We start from the raw sequence: 19,070 nt of genomic DNA, 5'->3' as shown, positions 1-19,070 counted from the left end.
ACAGCTGCTGCCAAAGCGGCAAATGATCGGCAGAAGTTCCCCACAAGTATTAGACGCACGAAGTTTCATTATCTCTCACCATAAAAAAGACCGCACGAACTCTGTCATGCAGTCTTTAAGCGCTGTTATGTCTTAGTCTCGAGAAAGCGCACAAGCATATTCCATGTGGTGCAGTCCACACAGCCGCTGTCGGGAAGACCGCAGCAGCTCCTGAATACTCTGACAGCTTCGGCAGTCTCCTCCCCGAACTCTCCGCTGACGGCTATCCTCGGCATATTGTCATACCACGCCGCAGCCCTCCACAGCATAGCCTGAATGATGTAAACCAGCTCGCCGCTGTCCCCCACCGAAAGCGTATAGCTTTTCGACGGAAAGGCGTGGTATGCAGCAGGCTCCCCCTCGGTAAGCTCTCTGTACACCTCCGCTATCATGTTCCATGTGTCGGAGTCCGTATCCCCGGTGACAGGAAGCCCGTACTCCTGCTGAAAGGCTTCCACCGCCTGTCTTGTGTCGCTGTCGTAAACGCCGCTGGGCAGCACCTGCGGTATCTTTTTCCCCAGAACGGCAATACCGCAGAGCATTTTCTGAAGCTCGCGGATATGTTCCTTTCTCTGATCATCTGTGTATGGCATATCTTCCTCCCTTTATCAATGCGAAAAGCGTAATTATTATGGTTTCATTCCTTCCTGCAAGCTCGGGACGCCGAGGGCGGCGTCCCCTACTTAATTGTGTAACCCGGGTTCTGATAGGGACGCTTGTCAAAGCCGAAGCGCAGGTCGGAGTAGACTCCTGCTATCCTGTCCCATGTGACAGCTCCCACGATACCCGAGGGGTCAATGCCGAACTGCCGCTGGAATGCGGTGACGGACTGCCTTGTGAGAGGGCCGAAATAGCCTGTGTCGCTGACCGCAGGGATATCGGGATAGCTCCTGTTTATATAGGTGAGATACTGCTGGATAGTTCTTACTGAGTCCCCTCTTGCCCCCTCGCGGAGAACAGTACCGGGATAGAGTGCGACAGCGGTATACTGTGAGGGAACGGACTCCGCAATGCCCTCATAGGCGCGGTACAGGTCATTCCTTGTGGCTCTGTCCACCACACCCGTCTGCGGAAGCCCGAACACTCTCTGGAAGGACTTTACGGAGCGCTCGGTCTGCTCACCGAAATAGCCTGTTATCTCCACGGGGATGACTGCCTCGTAGTATGCACCGATCACCGCAAGATAGTATTGCAGCATACTCACCTCGATGGACTGCATACCTATGCGGAGCTCCTCTGCAAACTGAGGTGATATCTCCTCGAAGCGCACTCCCTCGGAGTCCAGCTCCGCAAGGCGTTTGACACTGGTGTAGATGTAGGTTATCCTGTACCATGTGGCAGCATTGACGACACCTGTGACCTCCAGTCCGAATACCTGCTGGAACTTCCTTACCGCCGCCTCGGTGGCGCTGTCGAAAACACCGTCGGCGGCAGGTATCTTGGGGATTGCCGGGAAATTTCCCGAGATGCGGTTGAGCCATACCTGAATGTACTTCACATCGTTGCCGAAAGAGCCGTTTTTCAGCTCTGTATCGGGGAATGAGGGCATGGCAGTCTGAACAGGCGCATTTTTCACGATGTCGATGTCATCGCCGTAGTAATACTGCAATATCTCATAGGGAGTATAGCCGCGGTTGGCAAGAGCCACAGTCCCCCACTGGGACAGCCCTGCGCAGGTGGTAGTGGTACCGTTGCAGAAAGCGGTGAACAGGGGCTCCACCCTGCCCTGCCGACGCACATAGTCGTTGAAAAGCTCATCTGCAAGGTAACTGATATTCTCGAAGTATTCCCTGCCGTTTATGAACTTCTGGTCGAACTGAGTCGTTGCAGTGATGTCGAAGCTGTATCCCCGTGAGCGGTACCACTCCGTATAGATACGGTTGAGAGCAAAGGAAACAATGGCGTAGATATTGGCGCGGAGAGCACTCTCGGGCCATGTGGGATATATCTCGCTGGAAGCCACGTTCTTGACGTATGAGGCAAAGCCCACCGTCACATCCGGCGCCTCGGAGTCGGGGAAGCCGAGGTGAACGGTGATAGTCTCGGGGATAAAGGGCGTACCTGTAAGCATGGGTCACTCCTTTCCGCCGCCGAAGCTTGGCTCCGCGTTGTAGTAGGTAACGGTCTCGTCGGAGCTGTTCATCATCAGAGGCAGGGGTATGAGGTTGAAGTTCTGCACCGAGGTTATCCCTGAAAAAACAGGAACATCAACGCTCCGTGCGCGGAAGAATCCCTCTGCGGACACGCTTACGTCAAAGAGATTATATGGACGCTCCTCGGGAGATGGCTCCTGAGAGTATTCACGGTCGGGCACAGGCAGAGAGAATTTCGGTGAAACGCCGCTTTCATCAGTGACTCCCGAGGCAAGCACCAGTCTTTTGCCGTCAACGATGGCAGTTACCGAAATGAAGGCTCCTGCCACAGCCGAAGAATCGTCACCCGTTCTCACGTTCACAAGGATATAGCCTCTTTCCGTACCGAGGAGCTCATCGCTGTCATACACCGGAGGCACATCGTCCTCGGCGGAATGTGTGCCGAAGTCCGTATCCAGCTCCGAAAGGTCGGGCTCAGGGAAGCGGCTGTTGTAGTCCTCCTCTGCACCGTTTGAGTCCTCCTCGGTATGCTCGGCATATACCGTATCATCGGGAGCCTCCGTATCGGTGTCATTTATCTCCTCGGGGACAGGCTGAGTTACCTGTTTTTCCTCAGCCGAGGTGCTTCTGCTGTAGAGCCGCATGAGCTCCTGCTTATATTTTTCTGTATCGAGATTTCCATTTGGCATAATATCTCCTCCCGATAAATTCTATGCGTACCTCCGCAGTGATATACCTCTTTACAAAATGACAGCCTTGTGATATAATTCTCTTTGTGGCAAAGCCGATGGGGTAAACTTCATTGTATGATGAAAACGGCAATGCAAAAATGATAAAAAGGGGTAAAATCAAATGGACGAACACTTTGAAAGAGTAATGGAGCTTGCCTCGCAGGGCAGGTTTGAAGAAGCAAGGAAATACATACAGGAGGCGGACATTCCCCCCCGGCAGAAGGCGCGGTACAATATGTCGCTGTGGAGCTTGGAGAATAACAACATGAAGTATACTCCCCCACAGACCGACGTACCAAAGCTGCCTGTGATATCAATGATACTGGGCTTCGTACTGATAATAACCGCATTCTTTTTAAGCGGAGATGCCCAGACCGCCTTGATAGTCATCGGACTCGTCATGGCAGCCGCCATCCCTGCGGTCTACGCATTCAGGGAGAAAAAGCAGACCGACACGGAACATGACACCCGTAAGGAAATGGCGATAAGGTACACAGACGGTGAAGCAGATATGAACTTCCCGTGGCAGGTGCCCAACGCAAGGGTGGTCGTTACCACTATCATCGGTATCGTACTGCTGGCAGTATCGGTATTTTTATACGACAAAACCGCCAAGGACCAGACTATCATAACTTCACTTGTACTTGCCGTGGCAGGCTGTGCAGTCATTACATTGTCAAGGGCACTCGCCAACAGCTTCAACGGAGTCATCATGTGGGGCACATTTGCAGTCAGCGCAGTGTTCATCTCTGCAACAGCGGCAAACGCTGAGCTATTTGAAGGTCATGTGGCTGTGACCGCCGCATTTGCGATCATCAGCTCCCTTGTCCTGCTGCTGTATCCCCTCTGGTTCACCATCCTGAAGAAGATGGTCTGCAAAGAGAGAGTCGATGCGGAATGTGTGGACATACAGACCATTTTCGGACGAAAGAACTACCGCCCCAGATACCGCGCCATATGGAAGTACGAGTACAACGGCACCACCTATATCCACAGGGATATGACAAGCTACAAGAGTCCTGTCTACAATGAACGGCGCATAATAGGCATCTCGCCGCGTTATCCCCACAACATCTATACGGGAAAGCTCCCCGTGTACACATTCTTTATCTCGGCGGCAGGCATATTCATACTGTTATTCCTGCTGTCCTTCCTTATGCCTATGATTTAAAAGGCGCAGTACATCTTTTCTGCAACGATCAAGTATCACAAATCAAATCATCAGGAGATAATATGAAAAACAAAAACTCAAAGGCGGCTGAAAAAAAGCCCCTTCCCCGAATACTGAAAAACAAATGGTATCTTTATATGACGGAGTTCTTTGCAGGAATGTCCGTCATGGCAGTGGAGCTGGGCGCAAGCAGGCTCCTTGCCCCATATTTCAGCTCCTCACAGATAGTCTGGACCATCATCATCGGCACTATCATGATAGCCATGGCGCTGGGAAACATCTACGGCGGCAGGAGCGCCGACAAGAACCCCGATACCGACAAGCTCTACGGCAGGATACTCATTGCGGCAGTGTGGATAGCAGCAGTCCCCTTTATCGGAAAGCTTGCCATCGCAGGCATAGCAGGACTCCTCGTGGTCACCATAAACACCAACTTCCTCATATGGGCAGCCTTCATCACCTGCATGGTGGTGTTCGTCTATCCTCTTTTCCTACTTGGAACCGTCACCCCCTCACTGGTGAAGTACACCGTAGACTCCCTTGACGACAGCGGCAGGACAGTTGGTACTCTGGGAGCTGCAAACACCATCGGCTCCATTATAGGAACCTTCGTCCCCACATTCATCTCTATCCCTGCTGTGGGAACAGCCGTTACCTTTCTCATCTTCGCAGGAATAATGCTTGTTATAGGACTGGTCTACTTCATAAGTTCAAAACGCGGCGCAGCCAAGACTGCCATAGCCTCGGTACTGTTCATCGTCTGCTGCTTTGCATCGCCGTCCATGGGCTTTGCCTTCTGGGAAAAGGGACTCACCTACGAGGGGGAGTCCGTATACAACTATCTTCAGGTCAAGGACGATGACGAAAACACCTATCTTTCCACCAATGTACTGTTCGGAGTCCAGTCCGTCTACGTCAAGTCGGGAGAGCTTTCGGATATGTATTACGACTACGCCATGGCAGCTCCCCTTATGACAGAGAGCCCCGACACAGCGGATATACTGGTGCTGGGCATGGGAACGGGCACCTACGCCAAGCAGTGTCTCAGGTACTTCAGCGGTGCAAAAGCCGAGGGCGTGGAGATAGACGAGAAAATAACCGACCTTGCCCACAAATACTTTGAGCTTCCCGAGGATATAAAGGTCACCACCTATGACGGACGAGCCTTTCTCGCTGCCTGTGACAAGAAGTACGACGTCATCATGGTGGACGCCTATCAGGATATAACCATTCCATTCCAGATGTCCTCAGTGGAGTTCTTCACCCTTGTAAAGGACCACCTCAATGAAGGCGGCGTCATGGTAGTCAACATGAATATGCGCTCAGAGAGCGCCGACGGCATAAACGGCTGTCTTGCGGACACCATCTCCTCGGTATTCGACAATGTAGTGACCGTCGACGTTGAATACTCCACCAACAGGGAGCTTTTCGCCACAAACAGCGACGAGTTCATGGACAGATTTGAAGCCAACACCGCAGCACTGAAGCAGGAGGACCTGCGCCGCATGATGCAGATAGTCCGCCCCGAACTTGAGCCGTACACAGCAGGTGACCACATACTCACCGATGACAAGGCTCCCGTGGAGCTGCTTGGCATGAAGGTCATCGACGACATCATACAGGACGAGCTTGTGTACTACAAGGAGGCATTCAAAGAAAAAGGCATCAAAGGACTGCTTGAATAAACAAATCTCAGGGGCGCCCATAGGGCGTCCGCTTTTTTATCTCCGCACCGTTATCTCAACCATTGGTTGTGTCCGCTCAACTGTCTCTTGCCACCGCTCAACTCAGTGTACAGCTGCTTTCCGCTATTTTACAAAAAGTTATTGATTTGCCCCGAAACACGGTGTATAATAGTAGTATAATACTTCTTTAAGGAGCTGAGAACATGAAAAAAAGAATAGCATCTCTCATAGCAGCTCTTGCTGTCACAGCCGCAGGCACAACGGCTTACGCAGCAAAGGCATGGGCTCCTGCCGACCTGAGGTCACTGGGCAGCTTTCTCCTCGGAGCCTCTGAAACAGGCAGCGCAGACCTTAACGACGATAATGTCAGTGACATTTTCGACATGATCGCTATGAGAAAAAGCCTCATCTCCTCTGTGGGCGACTACAAAGAGACAACAGTTCCCGCAACGGAGGAATATGTGAAGCTTATCAACCGCAACGTTATCTCCGACGGCGTAACATGGCTGGTACAGAGCGGTGCAGCCACCGAGTTCAGCGTCACAAGAGCAAAGACAGTATCCGTCACGCTCAAAGGTGACAGTTCGGTAAACAACGGCGAGGAGCACCGTCCCAGATACGCCATACTTGTAAACGATGAGCCCGTACTGACCGAGTGCCTTTCCGAGAAGGAAAAGACAGTAAAGGTGCTGGACTCTGACACTCCCACCAATGCAGTCATAAAGGTGATCCACCTCTCCGAAGCCAACAACGGTCCTGTGGGAGTCGGCTCCATAACAGTGGGCTCCGACTCTGCACTTCCCATTATCCCCACAAGTCAGAAGCCCCTGCACATCGAGTTCGTAGGCGACTCCATAACCTGTGCTTACGGAGTTGAGGGCAAGGATCAGTACGAGAACTTCAAGACCACCACCGAGAACTTCCTGAAGTCATATGCATATCTTACCGCAAAGAAGCTGGACGCAGATTACAGCACAGCCTGCTACAGCGGCTACGGAGTCATCTCCTCCTACTCCTCCGACGGAAGCAGGAACACGAGCGGGCTCCTCGGCGACCATTACGACAATGCAGCTGCAAATGCGCCATATAATATCCCATGGGACCACAGCACCACACCCGTTGACGTTACTGTGGTAAATCTCGGCACCAACGACAATACCTACTGCAGCAAGGACTACGAGACCCGCGGTCCCGAGTTCACAAAGGCTTATGTGGAGCTTCTCGGCAAGATACACAAGGCTCACCCCGACGCAGCCATCATCTGCACCATAGGCACCATGGGCTGTGCGGAGATGTATCCCTATATTGAGGAAGCTGTTGAACAGTTCAGAAAGTCCTCGGGCATGGGCGATAAGATAATGTGCTATCAGTCGGCACAGCAGGACATGAACAACGACGGTCTCGGCTCCGACTGGCACCCCTCATATACCACACATCAGAAGTCCGCAGCTGTTCTCTCCGACAAGATATGCACCCTGCTGGGACTGGAGTCCGATCAGGTGGGCATAGACGTGGCAGCCGACGCAAAGTACGAGGTATCCCTCAACAAGGATGCAGGCGCAGATGCAGCCACCTACTTCTCCGACTTTGACAAGTCCTTCTGGGTCAACGTAGTCACAGGCGGCAAGGAACAGAGCGACGTACAGTCCGTGATATCACCCATCGGTCTGAAGAAAGGCGGCACATATAAGCTCACCTTCAAGGCGACTGCTCCCGAGGGAAGCAAGCTCCCCGTACAGATAAGGAGCAAGGACGGCAAGACCGTATACTGTGACGAGACCTTTACCGCAAAGGGCGAAAAGACACCCTTTGAAGCAGAATTCACCGTGACATCCGATGATCCGGCTGCTGAATTTGCCATAATGTTCGGCGGCAAGGACTACTCCTCCGTTACGCTTTATGAGCTCCATCTTGTAAAGACAGCCTGATCTGCCCTTGACTTTTTCTCCGTATTGGATTATAATAATATGTAAACATTTTCAGCAATGCTGAGGAAGGAGTACGATATGGTGGAAAAAGGCAGGATAATAGCACTTGCTATTGCGTGTGTAGTATGTCTGCTCATAATGATGGCTACAAGATCATGTATGGCAAGCGCCATCAAAGCACGGAAGGAATCCCGTGACAAAACAGCCTCTACAACAAGAGAAGCCCATCTGATCATCGAGACTGATGCTGATACAACAGAATATAACGGAGTCCCCCATCTTATCGAAGATGATTCGGAGTACACCACTGAGCGTGAGTATATAACTGTTACAAATATTCTGGGCAGAGTTGTGGAGACTATTCCCGTGACCACTCCGGAAGAGGCAAATATGCCTACCACTACACTTTCCATACTTGAGGAATACAGGAAGAATTCCAAAAAGGACGATATAGAAGGTGCGGTAGATACAGAGGATCCCACAGCAGCAGCAGAGACCACAAGATACATCGAGCCCAAGACCGATATCGTACTTGTAATTGATTAATGGAGGATAAGAATTATGGTAGTAATCGAAATGGAAAACGGAAAGAAGATAAAGATCGAGCTTTATCCCGATATAGCTCCTATCTCATGCGAGAATTTTGAGAAGCTGGTAAAGCAGGGCTTCTATGACGGTCTCACTTTCCACAGAGTTATTCCCGGATTTATGATACAGGGCGGCTGCCCCAACGGCACAGGCACGGGCGGTCCCGGCTGGACCATCAAGGGCGAGTTCTCATCAAACGGCGTAAAGAACGACTTGAAGCACACCAGAGGAGTGCTCTCAATGGCACGTTCAATGATGCCCAACTCAGCAGGCTCACAGTTCTTCATCATGCACGATGATGCTCCCCACCTTGACGGAAACTATGCAGCATTCGGCAAGGTAGTTGAGGGCATGGAAGTAGTTGACGAGATCGCAGAGTGCGAAACAGATTACAGCGACAAGCCCACAACACCTCAGGTAATGAAGAAAGTCACCATTGAGTGATAGCAATAAACGTACATAAAAAGCAAGCCCGAAAGCATTTTTACTATGCTTTCGGGCTTTTATCATATTATCCTTAGCTTTCTCTGAATGCTCACCTGAGGTACGGAGCAAGTCCGCTGATATTCTGCTTTCTCACCTCTCCTGCCACAAGACCCGCAACGATGTTTGCGCCTTTCTCGCAGAAGTGAGTACCGTCGGTAGAGCCTGCAACAGCACCCATGAGGTGGTAGCTCTTGGCGGTATCATAGCCAACGGAATTGTAGTGGTTGACCATGAGGGTATTCAGGTCGATGCAGGGAATGCTGTACTTCTTGGCGAGGTCGTAGCAAGCCTGATTGTAGTTGGTATAGCTGTTTACGAACTTGCCGCTTGAATAAGCCTTCATACCAAGAGTAGTAGTCACCAGTATGGGAGTAGCTCCCTTTGCCTTTGTGGCATTGATGAACTGAGTCATATACCACTCGTATGAACCGCTTGAGGGATTATTGACATTTCCGCAGGTGGGAGCATATCTGTCCGCATTTGCAGCACCTGCGTCATTGATGGCAAACTGTATCATAACGAAGTCGCCCTCTTTGAGGTTATTGGCGATGGCATCAAATCTGCCCTCATCGTAGAACTTCTTTGAGCTTCTTCCTGCGATGGAGTGGTTTACAACAGTGAGGTCACTGTTGAAGTAATCCTGCAAGTAATAGCCCCAGCCCTGCTGAGGAGCTTTATCGGCACGGTAGGACTGCACTGTGGAGTCGCCTGCGATATAGAGAGCATGGCTGCCGCTTACGGTCTGCTGTTCCTGTGAAGGATCATAGTACTCGGCAAAGGGCTCGTCTGTGATAAAGAGCTCGATGTAGTCCAGATTCGGACCGCCCTCCGACATAGCTGACTGCATGAGGATAGTGTTCCTGCCTGCATTGAGGGGAAGCACGATACCGTACTCCAGCCAGTCTGTCCATGTGCCCGAGCTGGGGAATGACTGCATCCAGCAGCGGTCAACATTGCCGTTTACAAAGAGCTTCATCTTTCTGTCACTTGTGGAGCCGTTTGCGAAGCGGATATGAGTCATATAGTTTCCTGCCTCGGGAACGTCAACGGTGAATGTGATGTTGCTGTCGGTAGTATTGTCAAGGTTTACATAGCCGTCAGACCTTGTATATCCCGAGTTTGAAGTCTCGGTGACGCCGTTGTTCCACTGCTGGTCAACAGCGTAGTATCTTACAAGAATGGTAGTTACAGTAGTTGTGACCATTTCAGAGGTTGTGGTAGTCACGGGTATCTCATATACCTTTTCAGGCAGTTCAGCCAGCCCCAGCAGACATCTCTGGATGAACAGAGCGTCATTTGAAGTGATACCCTCTACATTCTTGTCAACATCACCGTTGATCTTGCCCTGCTCGGTGATATGCAGAGGATCGCTGCCCTCTGAGCCGTATTTATCGGGGTTAGCCAGAGACTGCATGATGATTATAGCGTCTGCCAGTTCCACAACGCCATCGCAGTTTGCGTCACCGGGGAACACCTTCAGCACAGGCTCAGCAGGCGGAACCGTAGTTGTTGTGGTAGTTGTGGTCGTCACTGTTGTTGTAGTTGTGGTAGTTGTCTCCGCAGGAGCCGCAGCTTCGATCATTTCCCACTTCTGGCAGTTATGACCGTTTACCTCCCACTGCTGGATATTGGCGCCGTTGTTGGTATACGCACTTGCGACTTCAACAGCCGCCGCATCGCGTGAAGCTCTTGTGAGGAAGGTAACCGTTCCGTCGCCGTTGTCGCGTATTCTGAAGAACTGGTCGCTGTAGCCGTTTTTCTCGGCAACAACGATATTGCCGCCGTTATCCTTGCTGCCGTTCTCCACATAGAGGTACAGGTCGGCATTCTGTGGCTTTATGTAGAAGTAATCCCCTGTCGCCTGAACGAATTTCCATGTATTATGGGGCTGAGAGCTGTCTGCACCCCACTGCTGAACATTGGCACCGCTTGCAGTGCTTCCGTCGGCAACTTCCATATAGAGACCGCTGTTGACGTTTTTGAACATATAAGTCACAGACTCATCGGGGTGGATGAAAGCACTTCCCAGTGCCATCTCCTCCTGCATCATCTCGGCAAGCTTCTGAGCGCCCTTCTTGCTCTGGTGGAGGTCATCTGCCGAACCGTCAGTCTTTGTAGCGTAGTAGGAAAGCATACCGTCATAGCCAACTGAAAAACCGAAATCCTGCCACTTTGTAAACAGGTCGATGACTCTCACGTTCTGCTCCGAGCCTATCTTATCAAGGGCACCGCCGTACCAGCGTCCGGGCAGTTTAGGATTACGGGTAAGGTCGCCGCGTCTGCCCTGCTGCTTGACGAGAACAACGTCCATACCCTTAGCCTTAGCCCTTTTCACCATATCCGTGACAGTGTTGTAGTACTCCGTCTCGTTGGAGTAATTGGTATCGTTGATACCGATAGAGATGATATAAACATCTCCCGACTTGCCGTAGTACTCAATGGGAGCGAACTGTCCCGCGTCCACGAAGCCCTTGGCGTACTGACCGCTTGCAGCCAGATTGCGGACATCGTACTTGCCGCCGTCGAAGAACTGACCCCAGCCATGCTGAGCAGTATCGGCAGTATTGTAGTAATTGGCAACGGTAGAGTCGCCGCATATCCAGACAGTAGGCGGCATTTCACCTGTGTCATTGAGCTTTTTTATCTCCACTGCGGAGATAGACTGCTCTCTTTTTGACATACCCTCCACAGCCTGAATATTGAGCTGACCGTCGGTAACGGGTATCTTGATGGTCTCGGAAGCCCCCCTGCCCGTCAGATTTATCATCTGGAGCATACCTTCCATTTTAATAGTGGTTCTTGGCGCATTGCCGATAGTGACCTTTACCTGATACAGACCCTTGGGCAGATCAACGTTAAAGGTGTTGGCAGAACCGCCGTCGTTGAATTTGACGGCATCAGCCAGAACGCCGCTTCCGCCGGCGCTTACATTTTCAACATTCCATGTCTGAGCGAAGCCATATCCCCTTCCCGAATTATAGCCGTCTGTAGCTGATACAGCGGTGAACCCGTTAGCAGCTCCGCTTCCGCCGAAGTCGAAGTTCCAGTCAGACTGAGCCGCACTCGCCGATATAGGCTTGATCTGCTCTGCCGCACCCAGCCCTGTTACAGCCGAGAGCGAAAGAGCAAGAGAGGTCAGTCCGCCAAGCAGTTTCCTGATCTTCATAAAACTCCTCCAATTCCGTACAAAATATGTACAATTTGTGTATTTTAATTATAACACGTCACTAACATTAAGTCAATATGTCTAATATGCAGTTTTGAAGCATAAATATGAACTTTTCCTGCATTTTCCACACTGTCTGCTTCAAATAATCTTCTTATAAAAGACTTTTTTCAATATAATTCAACTTTTCTGGCACGGAGAAAAAGTTTTTTAGTACCATAAGGCGCTAAAACCAACATTTCACATCTCTGATATGGTAAAGTCAATAGTACCGATAGGTTCTAAAGCTGTCGGATTTCAGACATGATCGGAGCTTATAATATGTACTTTCAGCGACTGAGGGACCTCCGCGAGGACAAGGACATGAACCAGTCCCAGGTGGCGGAGCTTCTCCACACCAGCCAGACCGTATACTCACGGTACGAAAGAGGCAGCAGGACCATTCCCGTGGAGCACCTGATAATACTCGCAGATTTTTACGGCGTTTCCGTGGACTATATCCTCGGACGCACCAATGTCAAAGAGCTTGTCAGACCGCACAAGCCCTGAACCATATACAGTCGTTTCCATTCTAAAAAGGGGGGTTTTTAATGGAAAAAAAGCATTCACACGCGGGACACCGCGGCAGGCTCCGCAGGCGGTTTCTCGCCTCGGGACACGAAGGACTCTACGAGCATGAGCTTCTGGAGCTCCTTCTTTTTTATGCCCGTCCCGTGGTAAACACCAATGATATCGCACACAGCCTGCTCGACAAGTTCGGCAGTCTCGGCAAGGTCGTTTCCGCCGACAGTGAAAGTCTCAGCGCCGTAAGCGGCGTGGGACAGAGCGGAGCGCTTTTCCTCAGGCTTATGCACGATCTCGGCATAAGCAATATGCGTATCTCTCACAGCTACGAAACTCTGTCAAAGAGGGCACAGTTATGCAGCTGTCTTACAGAGCAGTTCAGCGGCATTGGTGCCAAGATATGCAACATACTCTGTCTCAGCTCACGTTCCGAGCTTCTTGCCACAGTGACCCTGCCCGTAGAGAAGCTTCTCGGCGGCGGCATGACGCCCCGTGAGCTTGCGGCAGCCATACTGAAAAGCGGAGCAGCCTCCGTATGCCTCGGTATAAATCACGGCGCCGATCTTCCCCTGCCCCGTCCCGAGGACTTAGCACTCGCCCGAATGGTGGGAGAGCTGCTGTCGGCAGTGGGAACATCCTTCACGGATTGTATCATCTGCGGCGGCGGAAGCAGCTTTTCCATGCGCGGAAGCGGCGCATTCGCATTCTGAGAGCCATGGCTGACAACAAGAAGCTGCACAGGGAGCAGCTGATACATAAGTACGAGACAGATGGTTTTGGTTCCCTGACCGAGCAGGAGCGCCTTGAGCTTCTGCTGTCATACTCCTGCCGCGGAGAAACGAAACAGCTTGCAGAGGACCTGCTCAGAGACTACGGCAGCGTAAACGCTCTTTCCCGAGCGGATTCGGGACTTCTCATGAAAGACCCGCGCATAAATGAGCAGACAGCGGTGCTGCTGCGGCTCATCCCCAGCGTCAGCCGTGCCCTTTACATGGAGCGTTTTTCCGTCCGCACACTAAGCAGCACAGACGCCGCCAAGACCTTCTTTGCCAGCCACTTCATCGGAGCAGTGGGCGAACAGCTGCTGATGACCTCGGTGAGCAAGCGTTTCCGCGCGGTGAATACCAAGATACTTGCCTACGGAACGGCATCGCAGGTAATGGCGACATACAGAGACATAGCGGACTTCGCCATAAAAAGCGACTGCGGCATATTTTTCATTGCCCACAATCATCCGCACGGCGCTGCACAGCCCTCTGACAGTGACATACTTCTTACGCGGAACGCAGCGTCTGCCCTTTCAAAGCTGGGAGCAGTCCTCGCTGACCACATAATAGTAGGCGACGAGGAGACATTTTCCTTCCGTGAAAGCGGACTTGTCCCCGAGCTGAGCGCATTTCCCCTCAGCGGCTACCGCATATCCGAACCGTGATTATGCAGGAAACACCTCCCGTCAGCAAATCAGAAGCCTATTTACGCAAGAAAATGAAAGGCTGAACCATAATAAAAAGCCATAGTACTTCCAAATGTGGAAATACTATGGCTTTGTCTTTGATTATGAGCCACTCAGCCGCGGTCGGTATGGGTGGTCTTTGTTTTAGTCATGGTGAACTCTGTATGAGTCTTCACTTTTTTCTCGGGATCATCCTTGCTGGGAGCAAAAACGTCGATTGACATTTTCACCTCGCTGAATCCGTCAAGCACAGCAGGGAGCCGATACACAGTCTCGCGGAGGATATTGAGCTGATTAGCCATAAATATCCTGCCGATAGCTGACTTGGAATTGGTCTCGAAAAGCGCATACATGAGACTGAGCATCTGTTCGCAGCTTTTAGGCGGATCAATGACGCCGTTGACCATAAGGCAGTCCAGCTCAACAGAGCCGTCGGGAGCAATGAACTCAGCCATTTCCGAGTTTGAGGCATATCTGCCGAAAATTTCAATGAACAGTGCATTAGTAAACCTTATGCTGACTCTGTTCTCCTGTTCAGCCATGACAATTCCTCCTTATGAAAGGGCAGCCTTGAGAGCCTCAACTCTGTCGGTCTTCTCCCATGCAACGCCCAGCTCCTCACGGCCCATGTGACCGTATGCAGCGAGCTGTCTGTACTGAGGCTTTCTCAGGTCGAGCATCTCGATGATAGCAGTAGGACGGAGATCGAATACCTTGTCAACAGCCTGTGAGAGCTTCTCCTCGTCAACCTTGCCGGTGCCGAATGTATCAACAAGGATAGAGATAGGCTTAGCAACGCCGATAGCGTAAGAGAGCTGTACCTCGCACTTGTCAGCGAGACCTGCTGCAACGATGTTCTTAGCGATATATCTTGCAGCGTAAGCAGCACTTCTGTCGACCTTCGTCGGGTCCTTACCGCTGAAAGCTCCGCCGCCGTGACGTGAATAGCCGCCATATGTATCAACGATGATCTTACGGCCTGTGAGACCGCTGTCGCCCTGAGGACCGCCTACAACGAAACGACCTGTGGGGTTGATGAAGAACTTTGTATTCTCGTCCATAAGCTCAGCAGGGATAACAGCCTTGATAACGTACTCCTCGATGTCCTTGCGGAGCTGCTCGAGAGAAACGTCAGCGGAGTGCTGAGAAGAAACAACAACAGCGTCAACTCTAACGGGCTTGCCGTCATCGTACTCGATAGTTACCTGAGACTTGCCGTCGGGACGGAGATAACGGAGAGTGCCGTCCTTGCGGACCTCGGTGAGCTTGAGAGACAGCTTGTGAGCGAGTGAGATAGGAAGGGGCATGAGCTCGGGAGTCTCATTGCAGGCATAACCGAACATGATACCCTGATCTCCCGCACCGTTTGAGAGACCGTCTGACTCGCTGTTTTCCTCTCTGTACTCGAAAGCCTCGTTAACTCCCATAGCGATGTCGGGAGACTGCTCATCGATAGAGGTGAGAACAGCGCAGGTGTGACCGTCGAAACCGTACTTAGCTCTGTCGTAGCCGATATCGATAATTACCTGACGAGCGATCTTGGGGATGTCTATATCAGCCGATGTAGTGATCTCGCCCATACACAGTACCATACCTGTGGTAACGCAGGTCTCGCAGGCAACTCTGCCGAGCTTGTCCTGCTCGAGGATAGCGTCAAGAACAGCGTCTGAGATCTGGTCGCAGATCTTATCGGGATGTCCTTCTGTAACTGATTCTGAAGTGAAAAAGCATTTACTCATTAAAAAAACCTCCTGAGAAATAAAAATGGCTTCTCATTCCGAGAAGCCTTCATAACATTAAAGTTCCTCATCTTTCGGATAAAACCGCAGGAATTAGCACCTTCGACTCATGGTCGGGTTGCCGGGCTTCACAGGTCCTGATACCTCCGCCGCTCTTGATAAGGTTATGAAAACATTATACACCATGATATGACATTTGTCAATAGGTATTGCGCTAATGCAACAAATTTTTCACACAAAAACAAATGAGCCTCCTTTTCAGGAAGCTCATCTGCCATGATATAGGGATTATTGGGGATTTAATAATTTAATGTTGGGGTAAACATTAAACTACCATGAAAATCAGCTTTGGGATCTTCTCCCTCAGCAATTATATTATAGCATACGTTTATGTATTTTTTGTGAAAAAACAAAACGAGCGGCACACAATATTTTAAACACTTATTTCGCATTTTCGTGCAACATTCACAGCAAATCATGGGTTTGTCCACCTGTTTTATACAAACTGTAATTTCGGTGCAACGAATTATCGCCTGTTATCACACTTCGTACCATTACATAACTCTTTACAAGTTCACAGGAACGGAAACAGTTCCGTCAGAACTCCGACAGAGTTCACACCCTCGGGAACCTCCCTGCCGCCGCGGTTGAGCCAGACAGCTTTTATGCCTGCCGACTCCGCTCCTTTAACATCGCTGCTCAGCGAGTCGCCGACGTGAATAACTTCATCGGGAGCTAAACCCGTTTTATTCAGTGCATAAAGGAAAAGCTCCTTTCGCGGCTTATATGAACGTGCGTCCTCGCTTGTGAATATCCCCCGAGGCTTTACACCGATGTGATCGAGTGCCGACATAACATCACATCTGTCGATATTTGATACTATACAGACAGGAACTGGACATTTCTCAAAGAAAGGCAAGGTATCAGCGAACACAGGCGGCTTCTGCCAGTGACTGAACATAAGCTCGCTGAGCTTTCCTGCATCTGCTTTTGAACAGAAATGCTTTATCGTATCCTCAAGGGAAGTATATTCCAGTTCACGCTGAGTGCGGAAATCCTCACCGTAAGAGCTGCTGAACAGGCTTTGAAAGCTTTCCCACCAGTACGCACCAATATCCGAAATGTCATCTGCCTTACCCGTATCGAATATTTCCTCGGATATCCTCTTTACGATCTCTCCGTCCTCATGAGCAAGAGTGCCGTAAAAATCGGTAAAAACCGCTTTAATCATTTTTCTTTCACATCACTTATCTTGAACCAGAATGTGGAGCCTTTTCCCAGTGTACTGCGTACACCGTAGTCATAGTTGTGCATTTTCAGCACCGCCTTGACAATAGACAGACCCAGACCCGTGCCCACGACCTCTCTCTTATGGTTCTCGGAGCGGTAGTACTTATCGAAGATGAGCTTTATCTTATCTTCCTCGATACCGTCGCCCGTGTCCTCCACCTCGACGAGAACGCCGTCGGGCTGATTTATCTGGCGCACAAAGACCTGCTTGTCCTTGCCCGTGTAGTTTATAGCGTTATTGATAAGGTTATAGATGACCTGTTCTATCTTCACCACATCGCAGTAAACTATTCTCTCCTCATCGGGAGTGAAGTGTATCTGATAGCCGTTTTTCTCGGAAAGGCCCTTGAAGCGGTCCATTATCTCGCTCAGCTTTGCACTGATGCCGAATTCCGTAGGATTGAGCTTCTGCTTGCCGCTCTCCAGCTTGGAGAGGTCCAGCATATCATTTACGAGGAGAGCAAGACGGTCGGTCTCGCTGATGATTATTTCGAGGTGCTCATTACGCTTCACGGGATTATCACCCGAAAGGTCGCGTATCATTTCCGCATAGGCTTTCAGCATTGTCAGCGGAGTCCTCAGGTCGTGGGACACATTTGCGATAAGGTCTCTCTGCATGGTATCCACCTTAGAGAGCTCATTTTCCGCATAGATAAGAGTGTCCGCCAGCTGTTTCGCTTCGAGATAGCCTCTGCCGTCGAACTTTGTCTTGAAGTCGCCCTTAGCCAGCTGTTCCGCAGACTTGGTTATCCTGTCGATAGGCATAGCGATACGCCTTGCAAGGTAAAGCGAGAGGATGAATGAGAAAAGTATGAGGATGAGAGTGATTATCATGAGCTGGTGCTTGATGATATCCACCGTAGCTCCCACAGGAACGAGGACCGAGTTTATGAGCAGATAGCCGTCGGTGACGCCGTCGGTCTCCAGTCTGCATCCGTATATGAGCATATTATATCCGCTTCGGGGGTTTCTGTCCTTGAACTTTACCACACCTTCATCGGATTCATCTATCATCTGGCACAGTGCCATATTCTCGTTCCCTCTGTCGTGAATGATACAGTCGCCTATGACGTGCTTTTTCTTTACGGGGCGGCCGTACTTATCCAGCACGAGAACGCATATATCGTTGTTTACGGCAGTTTCGTTCACCGTATCATAAAAATCCGCCTTGCTGTCGTTGGCATAGGAATCGGCAATAGCCTCCATGCTTTTCGCCGCCGAGCGTATCCTCATGCTCTCATACAGCTTTTCAAGGGAAAAAATCTGGAATATCCACAGCAGAGCAAAAACGATGATGGTGAACAGCATAAAGTAAATACACACCGTAGCCCTCAGTGGCACTCTGCTGGGAAGATGTCTGAAAGGCTTAATTCGCTTCAAACTTATACCCCATTCCTCTCAGTGTAACGATGAATTTACGGTATTCTCCGAGACTGTTGCGGAGCATTTTTATATGTGTATCAACAGTTCTGTCATCACCGAAGAAGTCATACCCCCACACTTCCTCAAGGAGCTTGTCTCTTGAAAGGGCGATATTCTTGTTCTTCACCAGATAGAACAGCAGGTCGTACTCCTTGGGAGTCATGGAAGCCTTCTCGCCGTTTACATAGACCTCACGTCCTGCGATATCCACCTCAAGTCCCTCAAAGACGAACTTATCCTGTGCCGCAGGAGCAGCCTGAGCGGAATTGCGCTTCAGCACCACCTTGACTCTTGCCATGAGCTCCTTTGGTGAGAAGGGCTTGACCACATAATCGTCAACACCTATCTCGAAGCCGAACAGCTTGTCGTACTCCTCACTTCTTGCAGAGAGCATGATAACGGGGATACTCTTGTTCTTATGTATCTCCTTACAGGCGGAATAGCCGTCAAGTCTCGGCATCATAACGTCCATGATGATAAGGTCATAGTCGTTTTCGTTGCAGAGGTTCACCGCCTCCATACCGTTTTCAGCCTCTGTTACCTCATAGCCCTCGAACTCTGCGTACTCGCGGACGACCTTTCTGATATTTATTTCGTCGTCAACAACAAGGATGTGTGCCATAGTATCTACCTCCGTTTGATTCGGCATTATAAACATATTCAAAAAAAGAGCTGTCTGTCACCCATACTCCGTTTATATTATAACATTATATCA

17 protein-coding genes and 1 riboswitch are annotated in these 19,070 nt (G+C 50.5%); of the genes, 8 read left to right on the top strand and 9 right to left on the bottom strand.

Annotation, left to right across the window (positions count from 1 at the left end; genetic code table 11):
- Nucleotides 1-125: 125 nt before the first annotated feature.
- The 3 genes from DSZ37_RS05265 to DSZ37_RS05255 form a co-directional block, all read right to left on the bottom strand.
- Nucleotides 126-632: a peptidoglycan-binding domain-containing protein gene (locus tag DSZ37_RS05265; protein ID WP_109725898.1), complete on the bottom strand. Its 507-nt coding sequence runs from the start codon at nucleotides 630-632 to the stop codon at nucleotides 126-128.
- 86 nt (nucleotides 633-718) lie between these two features.
- On the bottom strand, nucleotides 719-2,110 hold the full coding sequence (locus tag DSZ37_RS05260; RefSeq protein WP_109725897.1) for a peptidoglycan-binding protein: 1,392 nt from the start codon (nucleotides 2,108-2,110) through the stop codon (nucleotides 719-721).
- A 3-nt stretch (nucleotides 2,111-2,113) separates the two neighbouring features.
- A complete protein-coding gene (locus DSZ37_RS05255) occupies nucleotides 2,114-2,821 on the bottom strand; it encodes a carboxypeptidase-like regulatory domain-containing protein (protein WP_109725896.1) in 708 nt (235 codons plus the stop codon).
- A gap of 163 nt (nucleotides 2,822-2,984) precedes the next feature.
- On the opposite strand from DSZ37_RS05255, the gene DSZ37_RS05250 reads away from it, so the two are divergent.
- From DSZ37_RS05250 to DSZ37_RS05230, 5 genes are all read left to right on the top strand, one after another.
- Nucleotides 2,985-4,034, top strand: coding sequence for a hypothetical protein (locus tag DSZ37_RS05250; protein WP_109725895.1), 1,050 nt, complete (start codon nucleotides 2,985-2,987; stop codon nucleotides 4,032-4,034).
- Between the two features lie 62 nt (nucleotides 4,035-4,096).
- Complete coding sequence (locus DSZ37_RS05245) at nucleotides 4,097-5,719, top strand: spermidine synthase (RefSeq protein WP_242978572.1); 1,623 nt, start codon at nucleotides 4,097-4,099, stop codon at nucleotides 5,717-5,719.
- A 203-nt stretch (nucleotides 5,720-5,922) separates the two neighbouring features.
- Nucleotides 5,923-7,647: a GDSL-type esterase/lipase family protein gene (locus DSZ37_RS05240; RefSeq protein WP_109725894.1), complete on the top strand. Its 1,725-nt coding sequence runs from the start codon at nucleotides 5,923-5,925 to the stop codon at nucleotides 7,645-7,647.
- 78 nt (nucleotides 7,648-7,725) lie between these two features.
- Nucleotides 7,726-8,193 (top strand): hypothetical protein, encoded by a 468-nt coding sequence (locus DSZ37_RS05235; protein ID WP_109725893.1) that lies wholly within the window; start codon nucleotides 7,726-7,728, stop codon nucleotides 8,191-8,193.
- Between the two features lie 15 nt (nucleotides 8,194-8,208).
- Nucleotides 8,209-8,679, top strand: coding sequence for a peptidylprolyl isomerase (locus DSZ37_RS05230; protein ID WP_109725892.1), 471 nt, complete (start codon nucleotides 8,209-8,211; stop codon nucleotides 8,677-8,679).
- A gap of 91 nt (nucleotides 8,680-8,770) precedes the next feature.
- Here DSZ37_RS05230 and DSZ37_RS05225 read toward each other — a convergent pair whose 3' ends face one another.
- Complete coding sequence (locus DSZ37_RS05225; RefSeq protein WP_109725891.1) at nucleotides 8,771-11,887, bottom strand: GDSL-type esterase/lipase family protein; 3,117 nt, start codon at nucleotides 11,885-11,887, stop codon at nucleotides 8,771-8,773.
- A 321-nt stretch (nucleotides 11,888-12,208) separates the two neighbouring features.
- Here DSZ37_RS05225 and DSZ37_RS05220 point away from each other — a divergent pair, with 321 nt between their 5' ends.
- The 3 genes from DSZ37_RS05220 to DSZ37_RS05210 are packed head-to-tail and all read left to right on the top strand — an operon-like array spanning nucleotide 12,209 to nucleotide 13,883.
- Complete coding sequence (locus DSZ37_RS05220; protein ID WP_109725890.1) at nucleotides 12,209-12,436, top strand: helix-turn-helix domain-containing protein; 228 nt, start codon at nucleotides 12,209-12,211, stop codon at nucleotides 12,434-12,436.
- Between the two features lie 41 nt (nucleotides 12,437-12,477).
- Nucleotides 12,478-13,161 (top strand): JAB domain-containing protein, encoded by a 684-nt coding sequence (locus DSZ37_RS05215; RefSeq protein ID WP_109725889.1) that lies wholly within the window; start codon nucleotides 12,478-12,480, stop codon nucleotides 13,159-13,161.
- 5 nt (nucleotides 13,162-13,166) lie between these two features.
- On the top strand, nucleotides 13,167-13,883 hold the full coding sequence (locus tag DSZ37_RS05210) for a JAB domain-containing protein (RefSeq protein ID WP_109725888.1): 717 nt from the start codon (nucleotides 13,167-13,169) through the stop codon (nucleotides 13,881-13,883).
- A gap of 134 nt (nucleotides 13,884-14,017) precedes the next feature.
- Here DSZ37_RS05210 and DSZ37_RS05205 read toward each other — a convergent pair whose 3' ends face one another.
- The 5 genes from DSZ37_RS05205 to DSZ37_RS05185 form a co-directional block, all read right to left on the bottom strand.
- Nucleotides 14,018-14,446: a hypothetical protein gene (locus DSZ37_RS05205; protein ID WP_109725887.1), complete on the bottom strand. Its 429-nt coding sequence runs from the start codon at nucleotides 14,444-14,446 to the stop codon at nucleotides 14,018-14,020.
- Nucleotides 14,447-14,458: 12 nt separating this feature from the next.
- Nucleotides 14,459-15,643 carry a methionine adenosyltransferase gene (metK, locus tag DSZ37_RS05200; protein ID WP_109725886.1) on the bottom strand — a complete coding sequence of 395 codons (1,185 nt, stop codon included), beginning with the start codon at nucleotides 15,641-15,643 and terminating at the stop codon, nucleotides 14,459-14,461.
- A gap of 64 nt (nucleotides 15,644-15,707) precedes the next feature.
- Nucleotides 15,708-15,808: riboswitch (SAM riboswitch) on the bottom strand.
- Between the two features lie 409 nt (nucleotides 15,809-16,217).
- The gene (locus tag DSZ37_RS05195) at nucleotides 16,218-16,874 is read right to left on the bottom strand and encodes an HAD family hydrolase (protein ID WP_028521399.1); all 657 of its coding nucleotides are present in this window, start codon (nucleotides 16,872-16,874) and stop codon (nucleotides 16,218-16,220) included.
- Entirely contained in the window at nucleotides 16,871-18,313 is a 1,443-nt protein-coding gene (locus DSZ37_RS05190) for a sensor histidine kinase (protein ID WP_242978571.1), read from the bottom strand. Before DSZ37_RS05190 ends, DSZ37_RS05195 begins: the two co-directional genes overlap by 4 nt.
- On the bottom strand, nucleotides 18,300-18,977 hold the full coding sequence (locus DSZ37_RS05185; protein WP_109725884.1) for a response regulator transcription factor: 678 nt from the start codon (nucleotides 18,975-18,977) through the stop codon (nucleotides 18,300-18,302). Before DSZ37_RS05185 ends, DSZ37_RS05190 begins: the two co-directional genes overlap by 14 nt.
- Between the last annotated feature and the right edge of the window lie 93 nt (nucleotides 18,978-19,070).

Source organism: Ruminococcus flavefaciens, assembly GCF_900116855.1.
In the GTDB taxonomy this organism is placed as follows: domain Bacteria; phylum Bacillota; class Clostridia; order Oscillospirales; family Ruminococcaceae; genus Ruminococcus; species Ruminococcus flavefaciens_R.
Note: the sequence above shows the minus strand (reverse complement) of the source record. Positions and strands in the feature narration are given on the sequence as shown.

What these genes read in the sequence shown, in the direction of transcription:
- DSZ37_RS05225 (WP_109725891.1), bottom strand. Translation starts at nt 11,887, where the DNA reads ATGAAGATCAGGAAACTGCTTGGCGGACTGACCTCTCTTGCTCTTTCG.
- DSZ37_RS05260 (WP_109725897.1), bottom strand. Translation starts at nt 2,110, where the DNA reads ATGCTTACAGGTACGCCCTTTATCCCCGAGACTATCACCGTTCACCTC.
- DSZ37_RS05235 (WP_109725893.1), top strand. Translation starts at nt 7,726, where the DNA reads ATGGTGGAAAAAGGCAGGATAATAGCACTTGCTATTGCGTGTGTAGTA.
- metK (WP_109725886.1), bottom strand. Translation starts at nt 15,643, where the DNA reads ATGAGTAAATGCTTTTTCACTTCAGAATCAGTTACAGAAGGACATCCC.
- DSZ37_RS05230 (WP_109725892.1), top strand. Translation starts at nt 8,209, where the DNA reads ATGGTAGTAATCGAAATGGAAAACGGAAAGAAGATAAAGATCGAGCTT.
- DSZ37_RS05255 (WP_109725896.1), bottom strand. Translation starts at nt 2,821, where the DNA reads ATGCCAAATGGAAATCTCGATACAGAAAAATATAAGCAGGAGCTCATG.
- DSZ37_RS05185 (WP_109725884.1), bottom strand. Translation starts at nt 18,977, where the DNA reads ATGGCACACATCCTTGTTGTTGACGACGAAATAAATATCAGAAAGGTC.
- DSZ37_RS05210 (WP_109725888.1), top strand. Translation starts at nt 13,167, where the DNA reads ATGGCTGACAACAAGAAGCTGCACAGGGAGCAGCTGATACATAAGTAC.
- DSZ37_RS05220 (WP_109725890.1), top strand. Translation starts at nt 12,209, where the DNA reads ATGTACTTTCAGCGACTGAGGGACCTCCGCGAGGACAAGGACATGAAC.
- DSZ37_RS05195 (WP_028521399.1), bottom strand. Translation starts at nt 16,874, where the DNA reads ATGATTAAAGCGGTTTTTACCGATTTTTACGGCACTCTTGCTCATGAG.
- DSZ37_RS05215 (WP_109725889.1), top strand. Translation starts at nt 12,478, where the DNA reads ATGGAAAAAAAGCATTCACACGCGGGACACCGCGGCAGGCTCCGCAGG.
- DSZ37_RS05205 (WP_109725887.1), bottom strand. Translation starts at nt 14,446, where the DNA reads ATGGCTGAACAGGAGAACAGAGTCAGCATAAGGTTTACTAATGCACTG.
- DSZ37_RS05240 (WP_109725894.1), top strand. Translation starts at nt 5,923, where the DNA reads ATGAAAAAAAGAATAGCATCTCTCATAGCAGCTCTTGCTGTCACAGCC.
- DSZ37_RS05245 (WP_242978572.1), top strand. Translation starts at nt 4,097, where the DNA reads ATGAAAAACAAAAACTCAAAGGCGGCTGAAAAAAAGCCCCTTCCCCGA.
- DSZ37_RS05265 (WP_109725898.1), bottom strand. Translation starts at nt 632, where the DNA reads ATGCCATACACAGATGATCAGAGAAAGGAACATATCCGCGAGCTTCAG.
- DSZ37_RS05250 (WP_109725895.1), top strand. Translation starts at nt 2,985, where the DNA reads ATGGACGAACACTTTGAAAGAGTAATGGAGCTTGCCTCGCAGGGCAGG.